Consider the following 17,959-nt stretch of genomic DNA (forward strand, 5'->3'; position numbering starts at 1 on the left):
CATTTGCCAGGTCAACGACATGAACCGCCTTCCCCCTCTTCGAGCCTTGCAGATATTCGATGCCGTCATCCGTTACGGGGGCGTCGTGGCGGCCGCGGAGGCGCTTCACGTGACGCCCGGTGCGATTAGTCAGCAGATTCGCGTCCTCGAAGAGTTTCTCGGGGTCGCGCTTTTCGAGCGGGAGAACACGGGCCTGCGACCGACCCCGCTCTGCGAGATGTACCATTCGCACATCTCCCGGGGGTTCGAGTGCTTCCATAGCGCCCAGGCGGCGCTCAAGGCGCAGACGGGACGCCGGCTCACCCTGATGACATTTCCGTCAGTCGCGACCCATTGGCTTGCCTCCAGATTGGACACGTGGCACACCATCTGCCCTCACGTACAGGTTCATGTCGAGGTCGTCGATCACGAAACCAGTATCGGTGCGAGAAGTGCTGACGTCCGGCTAACGTATGGGGCCCTACCGAATGACGGCACGCCCTATCACGTCGTCTTTACGGACAGAGTTGCACCCATGTTTTCACCCTCGCTGTTGCAGGCGGAAAAGCCGGTCTCGCAACCGGCGGATATCTTGCGCTACCCGCTGATTCACGTCGAGTGGGGATGGGCAAACCTGTCACCACCAACATGGGGACAGTGGTTGCATGCGGTCGGAGTGCCTCTGCCCGAGGCGTTGACGCCGCTCACTTACTCCGTTTCCGGCATGGCAATCGATGCGGCAATTCGGGGAAGAGGCATTTCGTTGGGACAGGGCTTTTTTGCCATTGATAGCATCAAGCGACACGAACTTGTCGCGCCGTTCAAGGTCACGATACCCATGCCGTTCCCATACTTCATTTGCTGGAAGCGAGCTGTAGCAGACTCCCCAGCAACCAGGCAATTTCTCGACTGGCTAATCGAGGAAGCCGAGCAGACGGGACGCGACATAAAAGCCATGTTTGGCGACTGAAGCGCGCATGTACAAGCGTCCTTTCGCCGAAATCATGCGGCAGTGGACGACGTTGCATCCCGAGTTCGCGTTCCTGCCACGCAAATTCAAGATCGCGATAACGGGGGCCATCGACGATCGCGCGGCCACCGATTGGCATGATGTCGGCTTGCGACTGCTGTCGAACGAGCATGGTGATCTGGGCTTTCGTGTCTCCGTAGGCGGCGGCATGGGGCGCACGCCGATGACCGCGACGGTGCTGCGCGAGTTCCTGCCGTGGCAGCACATCATGAACTACATCGAGGCGGTGGTACGCGTGTATAACTGCTATGGACGGCGCGACAACAAGTCGTCGTTCCGGCGCGCGGGAGTGCGCCTGAGCCTTTCATATTAACGGCGACAACGCTGTGCAATCAACGCCTGATTCGACACACCGACACGAAGATGATGACGGCAACCATCGCGGCGGCGATGACCGCGTGAGAAAAGTCATTACCGTAACTCGGCCTCGCGACGTTCATCAGCACGCCTGATAGCGAAGCCGGATATAAGCCGAACCTGCGCTCGAAGTCGCCCGCTATGATGTGCTCCACAAAACCGGGCACGACGGGCAACTATGCGTACGCCTCGGCCGACGGGCGGTGCGGCCTCGCGCTTCGCGTGCCTCCGTCAGCTGCTCACGCCACCGTTCGCTCGTCCATTTCGCCCGCTTGTCGGTCTGCGACGCCCTCCACGAGCCGCGCAATGCGCAGCACAATTTCGTGCATACGTGTGCCAGGCAGAAAAAAATCGGCGACGCCCAGCGCTTTCAGCACACTCGTGCTTTCCGCCTGAACGTTCCCGCCCAGCACAACGGGTATCGAGGCACGACGCACGCGCAGTTCATGCATCAATTGCGACGTCAACTCGACATGCGCGCCCGCGAGCGACGACACGCCAATCATGTCGACGTCGTTCGCCAGCGCGCGCTGCGCAACTTCCGCGGGCGCGATGAAGAGCTCATTGGACACGACGTCGAAGCCCGCATCGCACAACGCGGCAGCCACCGCTTGCGCGCCGCGATCGTGGCCGTCCTGTCCGAGCTTCGTGATCATCACGCGGGGCTTGCGTCCCAGCGTCGATGTCAACCTGTCGACCTGGTCGCGAGCAGCCGTCCACATTACATCCGATGAAAGCGTTTTTTCATAAATGCCAGCGCTAGCATGCAAACTGATCGCATGACGTGGCCACACGGCTTCGAGAGCTCGCGTGCATTCACCGACTGTCGCGCGCGCACGCATGCAGCAGATCGTCAACGCGAGCAGATTGCCTGTGCACTCGCGCGCGGCCGTTTCAAGCGCGCCCAACGCACACGCCACAAGCTCCGCATTGCGCCGCAGTTTGACCTCTGCGATTCGACGCACCTGGTGGCCACGCACCTGTTTTCCGTCCAGCTCGAAACATGCGGGCGCTTCGTCCGCATCGCCATGAACGAACGCGTTGACGCCCACCACGATTCGTTGCCCGCTATCGATTTCCGCCTGCAGCGTCACAGCCGATTCGTGAATGCGTTCGCGAATCCATCCGGAGCGGATCGATTGCACGACGCCGCCGCGCGCGTCGATCTCGCCGATCAGCGAACGGACGCGCGCTGCGATGTCGGCCGTCAACGCTTCCATCATGTACGAACCCGCCCACGGATCAACGACGTCGCACAGTCCCATTTCGTGCTGAAGCATGAGTTGCGTGTCGCGAGCGAGCCGCGACGACGATGCCGACGGCAAGGCGAGCGCTTCGTCGTAAGCGTTCGTATGCAGCGACTGCGTGCCGCCGAATACGGCCGCCAGCGCTTCGACGGTGGTGCGCACGATGTTGTTCGACGGCTTCTGCGCGGTCAGCGACCAGCCGGACGTCTGGCAATGCATCCGGAGAGCGCGCGCTTTATCGGAAGTCGCACCGCACTGTGTTGCTAGTTCCGACCAGACGAGACGCGCCGCGCGCAGCTTCGCCACCTCCACATAGAAATCCGTGCCGACGCCGAAGAAGAAGCTCATGCGCTCACAGGCGTCGTCGGCACTCATTGCGCGCTCGCCAAGCGTTTCGACGTAAGTGCGCGCATTGGCCATCGTCAGCGCCAGTTCGAGCACAGGATCGGCGCCGGCCTCCTGAAAGTGATAGCCGGACACCGATAGCGCGTTGAAGCGCGGAGCATGCTGCGCAAGATAGTCGGCCACGTCGGCTGCGATTCGCAACGACGGTTCTGGCGCGAAGATGCAGGTGTTGCGCACGATGAACTCTTTGAGAATGTCGTTCTGAATCGTGCCGGTCAGTTGCGCCGCGTCCACGCCGCGCTCGTCGGCCGCAACGATGAAGGCAGCCAGCACCGGCAGCACCGCGCCGTTCATCGTCATCGATACCGACGTTCGGTCGAGTGGAATGCCCGCGAAAAGACGCGTCATATCTTCGACTGTATCGATCGCGACCCCGGCCAACCCGACATCGGCGCTCGCGCGCGGATCGTCCGAATCGTAGCCGCGCTGGGTCGGCAGATCGAACGCAACAGACAAACCCTGCGCCCCTTCCTCGAGCGCGGTGCGAAACGCGAGGTTCGAATCGGCGGCTTCTGCGTAGCCTGCGTATTGTCGAATCGTCCACGGCTTCGCCGCGTACATCGACACGTACGGACCGCGCACGAACGGCGCGGTGCCAGGCATGCTGTTCAGATGCGCAACGTCGGCGAGGTCGGAGGCGGTATAAAGCGTCTTCAGCGGAACGGCGCGTCGCCGGGACCGCACTCGCATTGGCGCCTCGCGTCTGACGGCGGATCTCATCGCTGTCTCCAGTGTTTTTCCGTGACGACATCGGCGATCTTCAGGTTGTCGCTGCCGCGTCGCACTTCACTCCAATGCGTGATGCCCTGCCCGTTTTCGCGCTCGCCAATGACCTGCACGCTCAATGCGTCGCCGACATTGACGTTGCCATAGAAGTGCAGCGACCGGCTCGCGATCACGGGCGGCTCCGCAAACCGGTGCCGTTGCCATTCGGCGCGATCAACGAACGACTGGAAGCTCGCGAAGTAGAGAAAGTCCGCGCCGTTGAAGTCGTTGTTCGGGCATGGAAGAAACCCGGCGGCCTCGTGCACGGCAGGCGCAAGACCTTCGCATGATGCCCAGTCTCCTGCCCTCAGGCGCTTGCCCGTTTGCGTCATGGCAAGCGCTTCGTCGGGCGTCGGACTGACCGCCCCCGCCAGCGCGGCAAGCGTTGCGCGTGCGACCGAGCGATTGTTACGCGCTTCTCCGCGCGTGACGAACGTCGACGACATCGACACCTCCGCGATCGACGCACCACCACGCACGATGCGGTGTGTGCTGAAGTGCCGGACCGGGCCGGTCCTGCATAACGCGGTGTGAATCTCGAAGTCGTCGTTCTCGCGCACGGCATCGAAACCGTGCGCCCGCAGGCGGATTGCGGTGAAGGCGGCATATGATCGGCCGCCGTTGTCGTCGCTGAAATCCGGCGTGGCTCGCCCCGTGTGTGCGGCCAGCGCCTCCCAATGGCGATGTCCGCATTCCTTCAGCAGCCAGTTCTCCGACAGGCCGGTGAAGCTCAATTGCGGCATGCCGGCGCGATAGCGTCCAGTCGTGTTCTGCATAAGCTTCGATCGATCAGGCCGCGAGACTATCGGTTGCCGGCACGGACGCATCGAGCGACGCACGGATCGCGTCGACGACATAAGCCGCGTCACGCGCGACGCCCGAGAAGCGCCCCGAACCCCATGTATGCAGCCACGGCAAGCCGATGAAATACAGTCCCGCTTGCGGCGTGATGCCCCGCGTGTGCGCCGGGTAGCCGCGTCCATTGAACACGGGCGCATCGATCCAGCTGAAGTCCGGCGTGAAGCCGATGCACCAGATGATCGACGTGATGCCGCTCGCCGCCAGATCGAGCGACGTGCGCTCGCCGTCCGGCCGCCATGCCGGCTCATAGGCCGCTTCGCGCGGCGCGCCGATGCCCTGCCTGTCGATGAACGCATCGATGCTCGCGTTGATACGGTTGTAGGTATCGTCCGCGCTATCCAGGTTCTCGATCAGGTTCGGCGCGAACTGCAGGCGGCCGTCGCGCAGATCCTCGAGCCGGCCATACAGTTCCATGCCTTCGAGCGCGAAACGCCGCAGATCGATATCGCGTCCGCCGTCGCGGCCTGTCACGTAATGGTTTGTGTTGTCGCGCACGCCTTCGCGCAACGGATGCTGCTCGACGGGCATGTCGTAGTAGTGCATGTCGGCGAGCCAGTCGACCACGTCGCGTCCGCGATAGAAACGCGCGCAGCGCGGCGCCTCGCCGACCGCGAGGTACACCTTGCGCCCGGCCAGATGCAGATCTTCGGCGATCTGCGCACCGGACTGCCCCGAGCCGACGACGAGCACCGCGCCATCCGGCAAGACCTCAGGATTGCGATATTGTGAAGACTGTACCTGCACGATCCCGGCGGGCAGACGCTCGGCCATGCGCGGCACGATCGGCGTGTGATAACCGCCCGACGCCACGACGACGTGATCCGCCGTGAACTCGCCATTCGACGTCGACACGTTGTAGCGTCCATCGGCGTCGCGTTTCACGCGTTTGACCTCGGTGTGCTCGAGCACCGGCGCATCGACCATCGCAATGAAGCCATCCAGATAAGCGATGATCTGATCCTTCTTCATGAAGCCATGCGGGTCGTCGCCGCGATACGGGTAACCGGGCAGCGCACATTGCCAGTTTGGCGTGACGAGACAGAATGCGTCCCAGCGTTGCGAACGCCAGGTGTGCGTGACCGCATGCTTCTCGAGGACGAGATGATCGATGCCCGCCTCTTTCAGGTAGTAGCTGATGGACAAGCCAGCCTGGCCGCCACCGGCGACGATGACCGTGTAGTGACGATTCGCATGTGCCGCTTGAGGGCTAACGGTTGTGTTCGACATGGTTCTTTCCTGCCTTGCGTATGAATGTTCGGGCGCCCACTGCCATCGCTTCGTCAAAGGGCACGCCGCATTCAGGTTTCACAAAAGTTCGACGACCTTCACGACCGCCAGCGGGTCCGACGAAAAACCCTCGGCCTGCTGCTCGATCTGCGCGAGCTGATCCATTGCGGCGGAACAGGCGAAGCCGTACTTCTCGCGCACGCGCTCGGAGCCGATATGCAAAGCCTCGCGCGAGCGTTCGACAAACTCGCTCAACGCGTAGCTCTCGCCCGCGGCAAAGAACTCGCCGACTACCGTCGACGGTGAATAGCAGTTGGCCTCGGTGCCATCGGGCCACTGAACCCTGAAGTGCATGACTGGCATGACATATCCTCGATAAGTGATTGGTTCAAGCGGGAGTGAGTTGCAGTTGCCGCCTGTATAACGCGATGTGACGAAGGGCGCTCGCGGTCCAACTGAAGCGCTGCAACAACTCAGGTACCGCGTGGGAGAAATCGATGCCCCCGCGCGCATCGAGCGAACGGCGCAGCGCGCTAGCGATGCTGTGCGCGTCGTGAGGCTGCGCCCAGCAGCAGACGCGTTCATCGAGGTACTCGATGAACGGCGCAATCTGCGAAACAACAACCGGCGTGCCCGACGCCAGCGCTTCCAGCACGACCAGCCCGAATCCCTCGCGTACCGAAACCATCGATACGACATCCGCGCGGCGCAAGAGCGCGGGCATGACGTCGTCGTCGAGCGGGCCGGTGACGACGATCGGACAGCCAGCGCCAAGATTCAGCGCCGCAGCGCGCTCGAAAAACTGCCGGCTATAGGCGTCGTGATTCAGGAGACTCGCACCGCCCGCCACGACGAGTTGCGCATCGGCATGCGTCTGCCTGAGCGACGCGAACGCTTCGAGCAGTTGCAGTGTGTTCTTACGTTCCTCGATGCCGCCGACCGCCAGCACGACGGGCGCGCCGACAATGCCGAATCTTGCGAGCAGCGCCGTGTCCTGGGAATTGTCACGTGTCGCCGTGAAGCGCTTTAAATCGACGCCGTTCGTCACGGTCACCGCGTTCACGCCGAAGTCGCGCAGCATCCGGCACGTCCACGCATCGCTGACGCAATAAACGGCATCGGCATCCGCATACGCGCGCCGCTGCCATTCGGCGAGGCGCGGCACGGTAAAGTCATCGAGATGGTGGACCGTTCGCACGAACCCGCGTATCGCGCCTTCATGCCGAAGCTCGGCGAGCGCGTTTCCGCTGATGCTGTCCTGCGCGTGAAGAACGTCGAAGCTCGCCGGATCGCTGGCCAGCAATGCGGCCTTTAACGCGTCGATACGCGTCTGCACCATCGATACTGTGTCGCTCGCGTTCGCCGCGACGCGAGCGAGCACGATCCGGCACGGCGACGCCCGGAACATAGCGGCTCCGCCGGCCGACGGCGCGAAGATCGTCACGCGATGCCCTGCGTCATGCAATGCGCGCGCGAGTTCGAGCGTGTGCACGACGCCGCCGCGCGGGTTCACCGAGTGCGTGAAGAGCGCGATTCGAAGGGGACCTGTCTTCATGCGCGCGCTCCCGAAGGCGCGCCGATGAACGGCCCATCGCCGAAATTCCAGAGCAGCGCCGCGTCGCCGTGCTGAGTAAGCACCACTTCGCGCGACGTATCGACTTCGCCGATCACCGCGCACGCCAGATCGCGTGCATCGAAGCGCGCAAGCACTTCGTCAACGTGTTCCGCGCGTACCGACAGCACGAACCCGAAGCTCGGAAACGCGCTGAGCCAACGCTCGAAGTCGACGCCCCGCGGTCGTGGAATCGCGTCCAGATCGATTCGCGCGCCCGTCGCCGAACATTCGAGCAGCATCAACGATGTGCCCAACACGCCGGCCATGCTGATGTCCTTCGCGGCATCGCACAGCCCGCATTCCGCGAGTATGGGCAGCAGTTCGAGATCGTCGCGCAAGCGCTGCGCCGGAGCGCCGACCGATGCGTTCCAGAACGGATACGGGTCTTCGAAGCGGCCACGCAAATCGACGGCCATCACCAGGCGATCGCCTGCCCGCGCATTGAAGCTCGACAGCAACGCGCGCGCACGGCCCACAATCGACACCGCGAGTTGCGGCTGCGCGCTGCGCGTATTGCTATGCCCGCCAACCACCGGCACGCCGTACGCAACCGACGCCGCCGCGATGCCGGCCAGCACTTCTTCGGCCGCGCCGAGACCGTCGCTCCACAACGCATCGACGACGGCAAGCGGCCGGCCGCCCATCGCGAACACGTCGCTGATGTTGACCATCACGCTGCTGTAGCCCGCGAACCAAGGCATAGTTTTCACGAAATCGCTCACCAGCCCTTCGATCGCAAAGAGCAGGTAGCCGTCGCCGTCGCGGATCGCCGCGCAGTCGTCGCCGACCGCGACCGCCTGCGCGAGATCGCGCACGCCGTGCGGCAGGCGCTGCGCCAACGACGCGACGACTCCCGCAATATCGGTCTTATGCCGGAAGCCGCGGCTTTCCCTTAGCCGTTGAACGAGCGAAGCGATGCTCATGAGCGTCCCCGCGACGACGTGACGAGCCCGCTCTCCGGCGTAAAGCACGGCGGATAGTGCGCAAGGTCCGCTTCCATCAGATGATGCGCACGGCCGAACAGCATCTCTTCGCTAACCGATTGCCAGTGTAGACGCCGGAACAACGGCACATTCTGGCTTTGCACATGCGCAAGAAAAGTCTCGCAGCCGAGCGCGTGCGCGCTGCTCACAGCGAGCCGGATCAGCGTCGAGCCGAGCTTGCCGTGCGAGCGGAACGCCGCATGCACCGCGAGCCGCGAGCCCAGCCACACGTGCGGCTCGGTCTCGTGAATCCGTACGGTGCCGACTACCTGCTCCGGCACGCCCGCGATGCAACTCAAGGCAACCAGCAGCTTCGCGTGAGCGTCGATTTCATCCCGGTCGTCGCCGGCGAAGATGCCCTGCTCGACGCAAAACACCGCGCGTCGCAGCGCATAGGCTTCTTTGCTTTCCCACGATAGCGTCGCCCATTTCACGCGGTATTCCGCCGGCGTGAATGCAATCGGCAATGCGTCCAGTTCATCGACGGCCTCGCAGAACATGGCTACTCCTCGTACGATGCCAGCGACGAACATGCGCCGCATTTGCCGCAGCCCGCCTTGATGTCGGCAGAACGCATCCGCGCTTCGCGCAGCATCGCACCGAGCGGAGCGAGAACCGATTTCATGAACTCCGGCGTCGGCGCCGGATGATCTTCGAGCGGCGTGCCGCTGATCGGCACGAACGGCACGACGAACGGGTAGACGCCGAGCGCAATCAGTTCGCGCGAGATCGACAGGATCGCGTCGGCGGTGTCGCCAAGTCCCGCGAGAATGTACGTGCTGACCTGCCCTCTGCCGAACACCGCGACGGCCGCCTTGAACGCCTCCATATAGCGCGACACGGGCACGCTCGCCTTGCCGGGCATCACGCGTTCGCGCACGGCAGGTGTCACTACTTCCAGATGCATGCCAAGCGTATCGATGCCGCTCGCTTTCATCCGTTCGAACCAACGGTCGTCGTCGGGCGGCTCGCATTGCGCCTGGATCGGCAGATCGACAGCGGCCTTGATCGCGAACGCGCTTTCGCACAGGATCTGCGCGCCGCGATCGCTCGTCGGCGGCGTGCCCGTCGTCAGCACCATGTGCTTGACGCCGTCGAGCAGCACGGCCGCGCGCGCGACTTCGGCGAGTTGTTCAGGCGTCTTGCGCGCAATCGTGCGGCCCGCCGCAAGCGACTGGCCGATTGCGCAAAACTTGCATGTCTTGCGGCGGCTTTCGTAACGGATGCACGTTTGCAGCACGGTCGTCGCGAGCACATCGGTGCCGTGCAGCGTGGCAATGTGTGAATACGGCACGCCGTCCAGCGTTTGCAAACGCGTGAAGCGCGGCGCCTTCGGAAAGCTGATATCCGCGATCGGTATCGTGCCGCGCATCAACGCGCTCGCGCCCGCTTCATCCGGCGCACTGGCGACGAATGGCGAGTTCCACGCCGAACTCGTATGCACCGGCACCATGATCGTCACGCCGTCGACGGTGACCGCCTTGTGATCCGACGGCCCCGCGCCGCCGCGCCGGCTCGCGACGCCCGCATTCGGATCGACCAGACGCAAGCCCGCGGACTGCAACTCGGTGCGCAGTTGCATCATCTGCCTGTGCCGTTCGGTTCCCACTTCAGTTGACTGCCGGCTCATGGCCGGCAGATTCGCGCTGGCATTCATCCTGACCTCCACCCGTGGTATCGAAAGCTGCATCGGCGCTGAATCGCTCGAACGCCGTGTTCATCGGCGCGACCGGGGTCGCGGGACGATCGTTGATCGCAAGGCTCAACAACTCGGGCCGCGCGTAATGGCCGACCGAGTCCATCATCCGTTTGCGCTTCGTAATCAGTGACATGTCGAGATCGGCGACCACCATCCCTTCGCCTTCGCGCAAAGGTTCGGCGAGATGCTGTCCTTCCGGCGACACGATCGCGGTATGGCAGCCGCCGCGCAGTGCCTTTTGCAGTTTCGGATCGCTCGTCACCGAATCGATTTGCGCTTCGCTCAGCCAGCCCGTCGAGTTGACGACGAAGCAGCCCGATTCGAGCGCGTGATGACGGATCGTGACTTCGATCTGCTCGGCGAAGATCGGCCCGACGAGCGAGCCTGGGAACTGGCTGCAATGAATCTCTTCGTGCTGCGTCATCAACGCATAGCGCGCGAGCGGGTTGTAGTGCTCCCAACAGGCGAGCGCGCCGACGCGCGCGATGTCCGTATGCGCGACCTTCAGTCCCGCCGCGTCCCCTTGGCCCCAAATCATCCGCTCGTGAAAAGTCGGCGTGATCTTACGGCGTTTGAGCACGAGGCGACCGTCGACGTCGAACACGAGCTGCGTGTTGTACAGGCTGCCGTGATCGCGCTCGTTGACGCCGAGCACCACCACCATCGCGTGACGGCGCGCGCGTTCGGCTACCGCCTGCGTCACGGGCCCCGGCACGACGACGGCCTGTTCATACAGCCGCATGTGATCGGCGCCCGACGCGACGGGCGGACGCACGAACGAAAAGTACGGGTAGTACGGCACGAACGTCTCGGGGAAGACGATCAGCTGTACGCCTTTAGCCGCAGCTTCGTCGATCGCGGCGCACACCTTGTCGAGCGTGCCGCCGGGACAATCGAACTCCGGTGCAATCTGCACCGCGGCCGCTCGGATGATTCGCTGGTCGGACATGATCGGCATCCGGCCCGCGCTCAAACGGTCCACGTGTGGATGACCAGCGCGTTCTCCTTGCGATGGAGAAGCTGGATATCGAGCACGTCGAGCGGATTGATTGGACGGATGCCTTCGATCAGCGACGCTTCGCCATGACCGTACAGCGCCTGCAGTGCGAAGCGGCAGGCGTACACTTTGCCGCCCTCTTCCATGAACTTCGTCAGTTGCTTGTTGAAGTTCAGATGACCCGGAAAGGCTTCGTCGCCGAGCGTCGGAAAGCCGCGTTGCAGACCGAGCGTGACGCCCGGCCCGTACAGCAACACGGACGTATCGAAGCCCTTGCGTTGCAGACGCGTGGCCTGCAACAGATTGACGAAACCGATCGAGCCTTCGAACGCGACGGTGTGAAACGTCACCAGCGCCTTTTCGCCGGGTTCGGCTTTGACGTCGGGGAAAACCTTCTCTTCGTAATCGACCAGAAAATCGCCTTTCTGATGCAAAGGTTTATTGACGGCAGGCATATCACTCTCCAATAAGTCGCGTAATTGATCGTATTTGCCCGCCGGGAAATGGCCGGCTGGCGAATTCAATAACGCAACGGATATGCCACCATCCGGCCCGAAACATGCGATCAACTTCCGATCATTCAAACGGCAATTGTTCGAGCGACCCGAAAAAAATCTTTGAATGCCTTGTTTGACGCGGCTTTGCGCCGAATCGCGAAGTCGACTGCGCACCGTCTCAGCGCAGCGCAAGATATGTTCGTGCGTGCGCATGGTGCGGCAAACCCCGAAAACGTGCATTCATCCAATCAATGCGATCAACTTTCAGACCGGATGAGAAATGATTTATTTTTATTGCGAACCACGTGCTACTTTTGATCGACCCATTAAGGAATGTTTAGCATGGACAGTCTCACGCATCACTGGCTCAAGCGAGTAACCGAAAGCCGCAAACCGGCTTATCTGGTGATTCCGGATCTGATTGAAGAAGATCTCGCGAGCGGGCGTCTGCGTCCACGTGACCGTCTGCCGGGTCTGCGCGATCTGGCGGCCGCGCTGCAACTGAACTACACGACCGTCGCGCGCGCCTATGCCGAAGCGCGCAAGCGCGGCCTGCTCGATGCGCGCGCCGGCAGCGGCACCTTCGTGCGCGGCCGGACGCAGACGTTGCCGCTCGCGGGCGGCAGCAGTGTCGAGATGTCGATGAACATGCCACCCGAGCCGCCCGAACTTGCGACGCGTCTGCGCGAGTCGGCCGCGAGTCTTTTCGCGCATGTCGATCCGTACCGCCTGCTGCGCTATCAGGATTTCGGCGGCACGCCCGACGATCGCGCGGCGGGCCGCACCTGGCTGAAGGAGCGTCTGCCCCATTGCTCAGACGATACCGTGCTCGTCTGCCCGGGCATTCATAGCGCGCTCGTTGCACTCGTTTCGCAACTCGCGCGCCGCAGCGAGACGATCTGCCTCGACACGCTCGCGTATCCAGGCATCAAGGCTATCGCGTCGCAACTCGGCGTGCGCCTGCAACCGCTGCCGCGCGACGACGAAGGGCCGCTGCCTCATGCATTCGAAGCGCTATGCAAGAGCGAAAAACCCGGCGCGTTCTATTGCAATCCGACGCTGCAGAATCCGAGCACGCTCACATTGTCGGGTCAGCGCCGCGAAGCGCTGGCCGACGTCGCGTTGCGCTATAGCGTGCCCATCATCGAAGACGACGCATACGGCTGGCTGCCGACGAGCAAGCCTGTCGCGCTTGCCGCGCTCGCACCCGAGTTGACCTATCACGTCACCGGCTTTTCGAAGACACTCGGCGCCGGTTTGCGCGTCGCCTACCTGCGCGCGCCGACTGCGCGGCAAACACAACGCATTGCCGGCGCGTTGCGCGCAACGACGGTGATGCCCAGTCCATTCACGGTGATGCTAGCGACGCAATGGGTCAACGATGGCACCGCGCGCGAGATGCTCGACGCGATTCGTGTGGAGGCCAATGCGCGCCAGGCGATCGCCGCGCAGGAACTGGCGGAATTGCGCTACGACGCGCACGTCGACGGCTTTCACCTGTGGCTGCCTATTCCGGCGCAATGCAACTGGAGCGCACCCGAGCTGGCGTTGCAACTGCGCAATCAGGGCGTCGGTGTGGTGGCAGGCGCCGCGTTCTCGACTGACGGCAATCCGCCCAACGCCATCCGCGTGTGCCTCGGCGGGCCGCAAGATCGCGACGATTGCCGCGACGCTTTGCAACGCGTCGCGGAGACGCTTAACGATCCGCATCATCTACATATGCCGATGATGTAGACGGTCACGTTGATCATGTAACGTCGCAGCCATTACGTCGGCCTCGCTCCGAAATTGACTACATGTCACGTTGGGAAAAGCGGCCGCAGCTGTCTGTACAGAGCTCGATACGACGCTAACCGTTCCATAAGTATTGAATGCTGCTCATTGTCAGGAAAGAATTCCTGCGATAACGACGGGGTACGGACAACGGCCGAGAAATTGCCTTCAGCCGCCAACCAGCCGAGACGGGCGGCTCCGAGCGCAGCGATGCACTGTGCATCGGGCGGCCGGCGTATCGATACTCCAAACGCGTCAGCAATCAACTGCGTCCAGAGCGTACTGCGTGCGCCTCCACCGATAAGGCTCAGCGAGGTTTCACGGGTGCCGTCCGCACGCAGGGCATCGAGGCCGTCCGACAAAGCAAACGTGACGCCCTCAAGAACCGAATAGGCAAGCGTGGCGCGGTCGGTCGAATCAACCAGTCCACAAAACACGCCTTGGGCGTACGGGTCATTGTGGGGTGTTCGTTCACCGGAGAGGTAAGGCAAGAACAATGGGGCTTTTGCGCGGCGGTTCGCACTGACACTCTCGACCTCACCTAGCAAACATGCTTCGTCAGCCGAAGTGAGGTTGCATAGCCAGCGAACGCAGCTAGCCGCAGACAGCACAACGCTCGTTCGGTGCCACCTTTTCGGAATCGCGTGACAGAGCGCGTGTACCCCTAAATGCGGGCTCGGCCGAAACTGCTCGGTGACAACGGACAGCACTCCGGAGGTGCCGAGAGACAGAAATGCATCCCCCGATTCTGCAGCGCCTACGCCCAGCGCGCTTGTCGCGGTGTCGCCCCCGCCAGCCGCAACAATTACATTCGCCGGCAGGCCAAGCTCGCTGGCGATACTGCGACGGACGATGCCAACTGCTTGGCTCCCTTCCTCAATCGGGGGCACCTGCATTCGTGTCATGTCACAGGCTTGCAAAAGCTCGTCGGACCACTCGCGACGCCCGACGTCGAGCCAAAGGGTTCCTGACGCATCAGATGGGTCCGTGAGCTTTAAGCCGGTCAAACGCAGGCGCAGATAGTCCTTCGGGAGCAGGACGCACGCCAGCTCTCGGAAGTGCTCCGGCTCGTATCGTGCGACCCATAATAACTTTGGTGCTGTGAGCCCTGGCATTGCGCAATTGCCAGCGATTTCATGCAGCCCTGGTGCGCGGGCCGTGAGTTCAGTGCATTCGCTGACGCTGCGCATATCGTTCCACAATATCGCTGGGCGCAGCGGCTGGTCATTGGCATCAAGGAGAACGGCACCGTGCATTTGACCAGAGAGACCAATGGCCTGTATGCGTCCAAACGCGTCGGGATAGTTCTTACGCAGCGTCGCTAGCGCAATGCGCGTAGCTCGCCACCAATCCTCCGGGTCCTGTTCTGACCATCGGTGCCTCGGCCTCGATATTTCCAGCGGATGGCGAGCGGTGCCGACGACATGTCCATCGCTGCCCAGCAGGAGGACCTTCAATTCCGTCGTGCCGAGGTCAATGCCAAGAAACATTATTCGAACTCAAGATACTTCGAACTCAAGATACGTCTTGCCTATATCGTCTAAAGGTCGAAATTGGTTGGCATCAGGACCACGTCGCGAATAGTCAGACCGCGTTGCCGCGTCAGCATGAACATGATGACCTCGGCTACCTCGCTGGCCTCAAGCAGGCTCCCCGACTCTTTGGCTTCTTTGAGCTTTTCCTCCGGCCAGTCAGCGAGCAGTGCGCTAGCGACCGGTCCAGGCGAGACGGAACCAACGCGTATTCCGTGCTTGAAAACCTGGCGCCGTACGGTCTGAACGAAGCAGTTAATCGCCCATTTGGATGACGCATAGACCGGTTCCCACGGCGTTGGAAAGTGAGCTGCCAGGGAGCTGGTCACTATAATATCGCCGGTCCGTCTGGCTATCATGTGGGGCAAGACATCGTGAACGTTTTTCATCACCACATTGACGTTGAGATTCAGCATCCGGTCAATCGCTGCCGTATCCGCGTCCACGAGGTCGCCACCGACATAAGTGCCGGCGTTGGCGTGAAGGATGTCGATTTGCCCCGCGATTTCTAGCACGCGTGGCACGAGCGTCGAGCACGCCGTCGGGTCGAGCAAATCTACGACTAGCGGAATCGCCGCGTCGCCGTGTTTCTTGCAAACTGACGTCAGTGCGGCGTCATCGCGGTCGACTAGAACCACGCGGGCACCAGCCGCCAACAGCGCCTCGGCGCTAGCCAAGCCAATGCCTGAAGCGGCGCCAGTGACCACAGCGACCTTGCCTTGCAGTTCTCCTGCCATTTTCCTGTTCCTCCTGTTTAGCAGTCTTCGCAGACTTGATGAGGTAGCAATCTGCCCCAATAGCTTGTCTCCACTCATCTCACTCCGCAAGGAACGGCGTCTCAGGCTGCACCGGTGACCATCATTGCGGCTTAATCTTGCGCGATTCTCTGCTTTATCGTGACATGGGCCACCCGGTCTTATGCAACACTCGAAATGAACAACTGCTCTATCAGGGAACAAATATTCGGTTACGCTGGTGGCTCTGTCAAGGCAATTTAGGGGAGGAAAACCCCGATGGCTTGCGTGGTAAAGGTGGTTCGCTCGTCCCTCGCAAGGGGGCGCATCCGCACGGACAGGCGCTCGACAACCCCGTCACGAAAGCGCCCAAGTGCCGATGGTCGTCCCCGGCATAACTTTTTTGGCCTAATGTCTGTGGAAAGAGATGCGCTCGCCATCAATTGCCGTTGCACTGTGAGTGCAATTCACCAAACTCATGCTGTTGCAGTTCAAGAGGCCGCAACTTCAAAGACAGAGCCTCGCTATCGCTGCGACCCCACGGCGGCCGGGGACCTGTGGCCCTATACGCGCGAAACCTCTCCACCCACGGGCGCAGACCGACTGCGCCTTCGACGAATACTTTGGCCTCGTCTTGCCATCAGATGATGAGAGGAAAGCTTTCCTGAATCGCCGACTGGACCTTAACCACTGTCCGCGCCATGCTGGATCAGAATTTCGTAGCCGAGTAACTTCATCTTTCGAACAGTCTCTGGCGTTGCCGCCACACGTGTTTCGCCACACCTGCTTTCTTTAGGAATTCCTATTTTCATTACAATGCACCTTCTTCGTTTCTAAAAACACTGGCCGACTTATGGACGGTCGGTCATCCCAGCTTCAGCGGCGTTACCGCGTCGGCTAGTCGGCGGGTCTGAACGCTTTTCATCAAGAGCATCAACACCGCCGCCAGGGAAACAGGAATTGCAACTATTCCAAACACCGTCGACATGTTTCCCAATGTAGCCAACAACACGCCGCCAGCCATTGATCCAAATATCGAACCGACGCGGCCCATTCCTAGCGCCCAGCTCACACCAGTGGCACGCACGTCGCTACGATAGAAGCGCGCAGTCAACGCATTCGCTCCCGTCTGGGAGCCGGCCACGCCAACACCGGCGCCAAAGACCACAAATTGCAGAAGAACGGAGTGGTGAACGCTCCCGCCAAGAAGCAGAAGAGAAATGGCAGCAATGACGTATGAGCAAGCCAGCACGAGGTAAGGATCGCGTCTGTCCATCAAATATCCGATGACGACGGCGCCGACTGTTCCGCCAAATGGGAGCATTGCCCCGAGACGGGCCGCTTCAGAAAGCGAGTAGCCCGAATCCTTTAGCGCCAGGGGGAGCCAGCTCGACAACAGGTAGAACGCGGACAATGTGCAGAAGTAAGTTAGCCACAGCAGGATTGTTCCTGACCGGACGTCACGCGCAAGCAGGCCCCGCACGGGAATCAATGAGCGAGGTTCAGCGCTGTCCTCTATCTCGATGGCCGTAATACCTGGGTTAAGCTTCTCCGCAATTCGCAAGACTTCGCTGGCGTGCCGCCCATTGGCGAGAAGATAGTCGAGCGACTCGGGCAAATACACGACTAGGAATGGCACAAGTATCAGCGGGGTTAGTCCGCCGGCAACCAGTACACCTCGCCAACCTGCGAGAGGAAGGAGGCACGCCACAATCCAGCCGCCAAGCGCGAACCCCAGCGTGAATCCGCAGAAAGTGGCCGTAACAAGAAGAGAGCGAAAACGGGCCGGGCTATATTCCGAGCTCAGCGTGATCACGTTTGGCATTGCCCCGCCGAGACCGAGTCCGGTCAACAGACGCAGCGCGGCCATCTGTTCAGGTGACTGTGCAAACGCCGAAGCTACGCTGCCACATCCGAAAAAAACAACCGAGGCAATGAGCACCTTTTTGCGGCCGATGCGATCCGCTACCGGTCCAAACAGGAAGCATCCAATCATCAAGCCCAGCAGCCCTGAGCCGAAGATCTTCCCCATACTCGCCGTCTGCATAGACCATTGCGCGCGCAGCGTGGAAGCCAGGTAGCCAACCGATGCTGTATCGAATCCATCGATCGTCACAATAAGGAGGCAATAAACGAGCACCGCGACCTGCAGCCGCGAAATGCCCCTGCCATTCACCAAATCCGCCGCTTTCATGTCTCCTCCTGCGGTCGTTGAAACGCCTACTCCCTGGCTGACGGACCTGAGGTCCGTCAGCGTT

15 protein-coding genes and 2 pseudogenes are annotated in these 17,959 nt (G+C 61.7%); 3 read left to right on the forward strand and 14 right to left on the reverse strand.

Features of this window, described 5'->3' with window-relative positions; genetic code table 11:
* Positions 1-19 precede the first annotated feature (19 nt).
* Both AC07WT_RS34360 and AC07WT_RS34365 read left to right on the forward strand, forming a co-directional pair.
* Positions 20-949, forward strand: a complete 930-nt coding sequence (locus tag AC07WT_RS34360; RefSeq protein WP_494950391.1) for a LysR substrate-binding domain-containing protein — start codon at positions 20-22, stop codon at positions 947-949.
* Positions 950-965: 16 nt separating this feature from the next.
* Positions 966-1,289, forward strand: a pseudogene (locus AC07WT_RS34365) (nitrite reductase); the annotation flags it as partial.
* Positions 1,290-1,605: 316 nt separating this feature from the next.
* On the opposite strand, the gene scpA reads toward AC07WT_RS34365, so the two are convergent.
* The 10 genes from scpA to AC07WT_RS34415 all read right to left on the reverse strand — a co-directional run bounded on the left by scpA (position 1,606) and on the right by AC07WT_RS34415 (position 11,620).
* Positions 1,606-3,708 (reverse strand): methylmalonyl-CoA mutase, encoded by a 2,103-nt coding sequence (gene scpA / locus AC07WT_RS34370; protein ID WP_494950392.1) that lies wholly within the window; start codon positions 3,706-3,708, stop codon positions 1,606-1,608.
* Positions 3,709-3,734: 26 nt separating this feature from the next.
* Positions 3,735-4,559 carry a Pnap_2097 family protein gene (locus AC07WT_RS34375; RefSeq protein WP_494950393.1) on the reverse strand — a complete coding sequence of 275 codons (825 nt, stop codon included), beginning with the start codon at positions 4,557-4,559 and terminating at the stop codon, positions 3,735-3,737.
* A gap of 13 nt (positions 4,560-4,572) precedes the next feature.
* Positions 4,573-5,871 (reverse strand): MSMEG_0569 family flavin-dependent oxidoreductase, encoded by a 1,299-nt coding sequence (locus AC07WT_RS34380; RefSeq protein WP_494950394.1) that lies wholly within the window; start codon positions 5,869-5,871, stop codon positions 4,573-4,575.
* Between the two features lie 78 nt (positions 5,872-5,949).
* Positions 5,950-6,234: an MSMEG_0570 family nitrogen starvation response protein gene (locus AC07WT_RS34385; protein ID WP_492594372.1), complete on the reverse strand. Its 285-nt coding sequence runs from the start codon at positions 6,232-6,234 to the stop codon at positions 5,950-5,952.
* Between the two features lie 25 nt (positions 6,235-6,259).
* Positions 6,260-7,426: an MSMEG_0565 family glycosyltransferase gene (locus AC07WT_RS34390; protein WP_494950395.1), complete on the reverse strand. Its 1,167-nt coding sequence runs from the start codon at positions 7,424-7,426 to the stop codon at positions 6,260-6,262.
* Complete coding sequence (locus AC07WT_RS34395) at positions 7,423-8,409, reverse strand: sll0787 family AIR synthase-like protein (RefSeq protein WP_494950396.1); 987 nt, start codon at positions 8,407-8,409, stop codon at positions 7,423-7,425. The genes AC07WT_RS34390 and AC07WT_RS34395 overlap by 4 nt, the downstream gene beginning before the upstream one ends.
* Positions 8,406-8,969, reverse strand: coding sequence for an MSMEG_0567/Sll0786 family nitrogen starvation N-acetyltransferase (locus AC07WT_RS34400; protein ID WP_494950397.1), 564 nt, complete (start codon positions 8,967-8,969; stop codon positions 8,406-8,408). Before AC07WT_RS34400 ends, AC07WT_RS34395 begins: the two co-directional genes overlap by 4 nt.
* A 2-nt stretch (positions 8,970-8,971) precedes the next feature.
* Entirely contained in the window at positions 8,972-10,126 is a 1,155-nt protein-coding gene (locus tag AC07WT_RS34405; RefSeq protein WP_494950398.1) for an MSMEG_0568 family radical SAM protein, read from the reverse strand.
* Complete coding sequence (locus AC07WT_RS34410) at positions 10,080-11,117, reverse strand: Nit6803 family nitrilase (RefSeq protein WP_494950399.1); 1,038 nt, start codon at positions 11,115-11,117, stop codon at positions 10,080-10,082. The genes AC07WT_RS34405 and AC07WT_RS34410 overlap by 47 nt, the downstream gene beginning before the upstream one ends.
* A 20-nt stretch (positions 11,118-11,137) precedes the next feature.
* Entirely contained in the window at positions 11,138-11,620 is a 483-nt protein-coding gene (locus tag AC07WT_RS34415) for an MSMEG_0572/Sll0783 family nitrogen starvation response protein (protein WP_492594366.1), read from the reverse strand.
* Between the two features lie 384 nt (positions 11,621-12,004).
* Between AC07WT_RS34415 and AC07WT_RS34420 the strand changes: the two genes are divergently transcribed.
* On the forward strand, positions 12,005-13,396 hold the full coding sequence (locus tag AC07WT_RS34420) for an aminotransferase-like domain-containing protein (protein ID WP_494950400.1): 1,392 nt from the start codon (positions 12,005-12,007) through the stop codon (positions 13,394-13,396).
* A 65-nt stretch (positions 13,397-13,461) separates the two neighbouring features.
* On the opposite strand, the gene xylB is transcribed toward AC07WT_RS34420, so the two are convergent.
* From xylB to AC07WT_RS34440, 4 genes and pseudogenes are all read right to left on the reverse strand, one after another.
* Positions 13,462-14,925, reverse strand: a complete 1,464-nt coding sequence (gene xylB / locus AC07WT_RS34425) for a xylulokinase (protein WP_494950401.1) — start codon at positions 14,923-14,925, stop codon at positions 13,462-13,464.
* A 50-nt stretch (positions 14,926-14,975) separates the two neighbouring features.
* Positions 14,976-15,704, reverse strand: coding sequence for an SDR family oxidoreductase (locus AC07WT_RS34430; RefSeq protein WP_494950402.1), 729 nt, complete (start codon positions 15,702-15,704; stop codon positions 14,976-14,978).
* Between the two features lie 692 nt (positions 15,705-16,396).
* Positions 16,397-16,513, reverse strand: a pseudogene (locus tag AC07WT_RS34435) (NAD(P)(+) transhydrogenase (Re/Si-specific) subunit alpha); the annotation flags it as partial.
* Between the two features lie 53 nt (positions 16,514-16,566).
* On the reverse strand, positions 16,567-17,895 hold the full coding sequence (locus AC07WT_RS34440; RefSeq protein ID WP_494950403.1) for an MFS transporter: 1,329 nt from the start codon (positions 17,893-17,895) through the stop codon (positions 16,567-16,569).
* Between the last annotated feature and the right edge of the window lie 64 nt (positions 17,896-17,959).

It is taken from the genome of Paraburkholderia sp. GW821-FHT02A12, from assembly GCF_059422005.1.

Excerpts from the sequence above, each read along its gene's own strand:
- AC07WT_RS34405 (WP_494950398.1), bottom strand. The coding sequence starts at position 10,126 with ATGAATGCCAGCGCGAATCTGCCGGCCATGAGCCGGCAGTCAACTGAA.
- AC07WT_RS34380 (WP_494950394.1), bottom strand. The coding sequence starts at position 5,871 with ATGTCGAACACAACCGTTAGCCCTCAAGCGGCACATGCGAATCGTCAC.
- AC07WT_RS34420 (WP_494950400.1), top strand. The coding sequence starts at position 12,005 with ATGGACAGTCTCACGCATCACTGGCTCAAGCGAGTAACCGAAAGCCGC.
- scpA (WP_494950392.1), bottom strand. The coding sequence starts at position 3,708 with ATGCGAGTGCGGTCCCGGCGACGCGCCGTTCCGCTGAAGACGCTTTAT.
- AC07WT_RS34415 (WP_492594366.1), bottom strand. The coding sequence starts at position 11,620 with ATGCCTGCCGTCAATAAACCTTTGCATCAGAAAGGCGATTTTCTGGTC.
- AC07WT_RS34440 (WP_494950403.1), bottom strand. The coding sequence starts at position 17,895 with ATGAAAGCGGCGGATTTGGTGAATGGCAGGGGCATTTCGCGGCTGCAG.
- AC07WT_RS34390 (WP_494950395.1), bottom strand. The coding sequence starts at position 7,426 with ATGAAGACAGGTCCCCTTCGAATCGCGCTCTTCACGCACTCGGTGAAC.
- AC07WT_RS34360 (WP_494950391.1), top strand. The coding sequence starts at position 20 with ATGAACCGCCTTCCCCCTCTTCGAGCCTTGCAGATATTCGATGCCGTC.
- AC07WT_RS34410 (WP_494950399.1), bottom strand. The coding sequence starts at position 11,117 with ATGTCCGACCAGCGAATCATCCGAGCGGCCGCGGTGCAGATTGCACCG.
- xylB (WP_494950401.1), bottom strand. The coding sequence starts at position 14,925 with ATGTTTCTTGGCATTGACCTCGGCACGACGGAATTGAAGGTCCTCCTG.
- AC07WT_RS34375 (WP_494950393.1), bottom strand. The coding sequence starts at position 4,559 with ATGCAGAACACGACTGGACGCTATCGCGCCGGCATGCCGCAATTGAGC.
- AC07WT_RS34385 (WP_492594372.1), bottom strand. The coding sequence starts at position 6,234 with ATGCCAGTCATGCACTTCAGGGTTCAGTGGCCCGATGGCACCGAGGCC.
- AC07WT_RS34395 (WP_494950396.1), bottom strand. The coding sequence starts at position 8,409 with ATGAGCATCGCTTCGCTCGTTCAACGGCTAAGGGAAAGCCGCGGCTTC.
- AC07WT_RS34400 (WP_494950397.1), bottom strand. The coding sequence starts at position 8,969 with ATGTTCTGCGAGGCCGTCGATGAACTGGACGCATTGCCGATTGCATTC.
- AC07WT_RS34430 (WP_494950402.1), bottom strand. The coding sequence starts at position 15,704 with ATGGCAGGAGAACTGCAAGGCAAGGTCGCTGTGGTCACTGGCGCCGCT.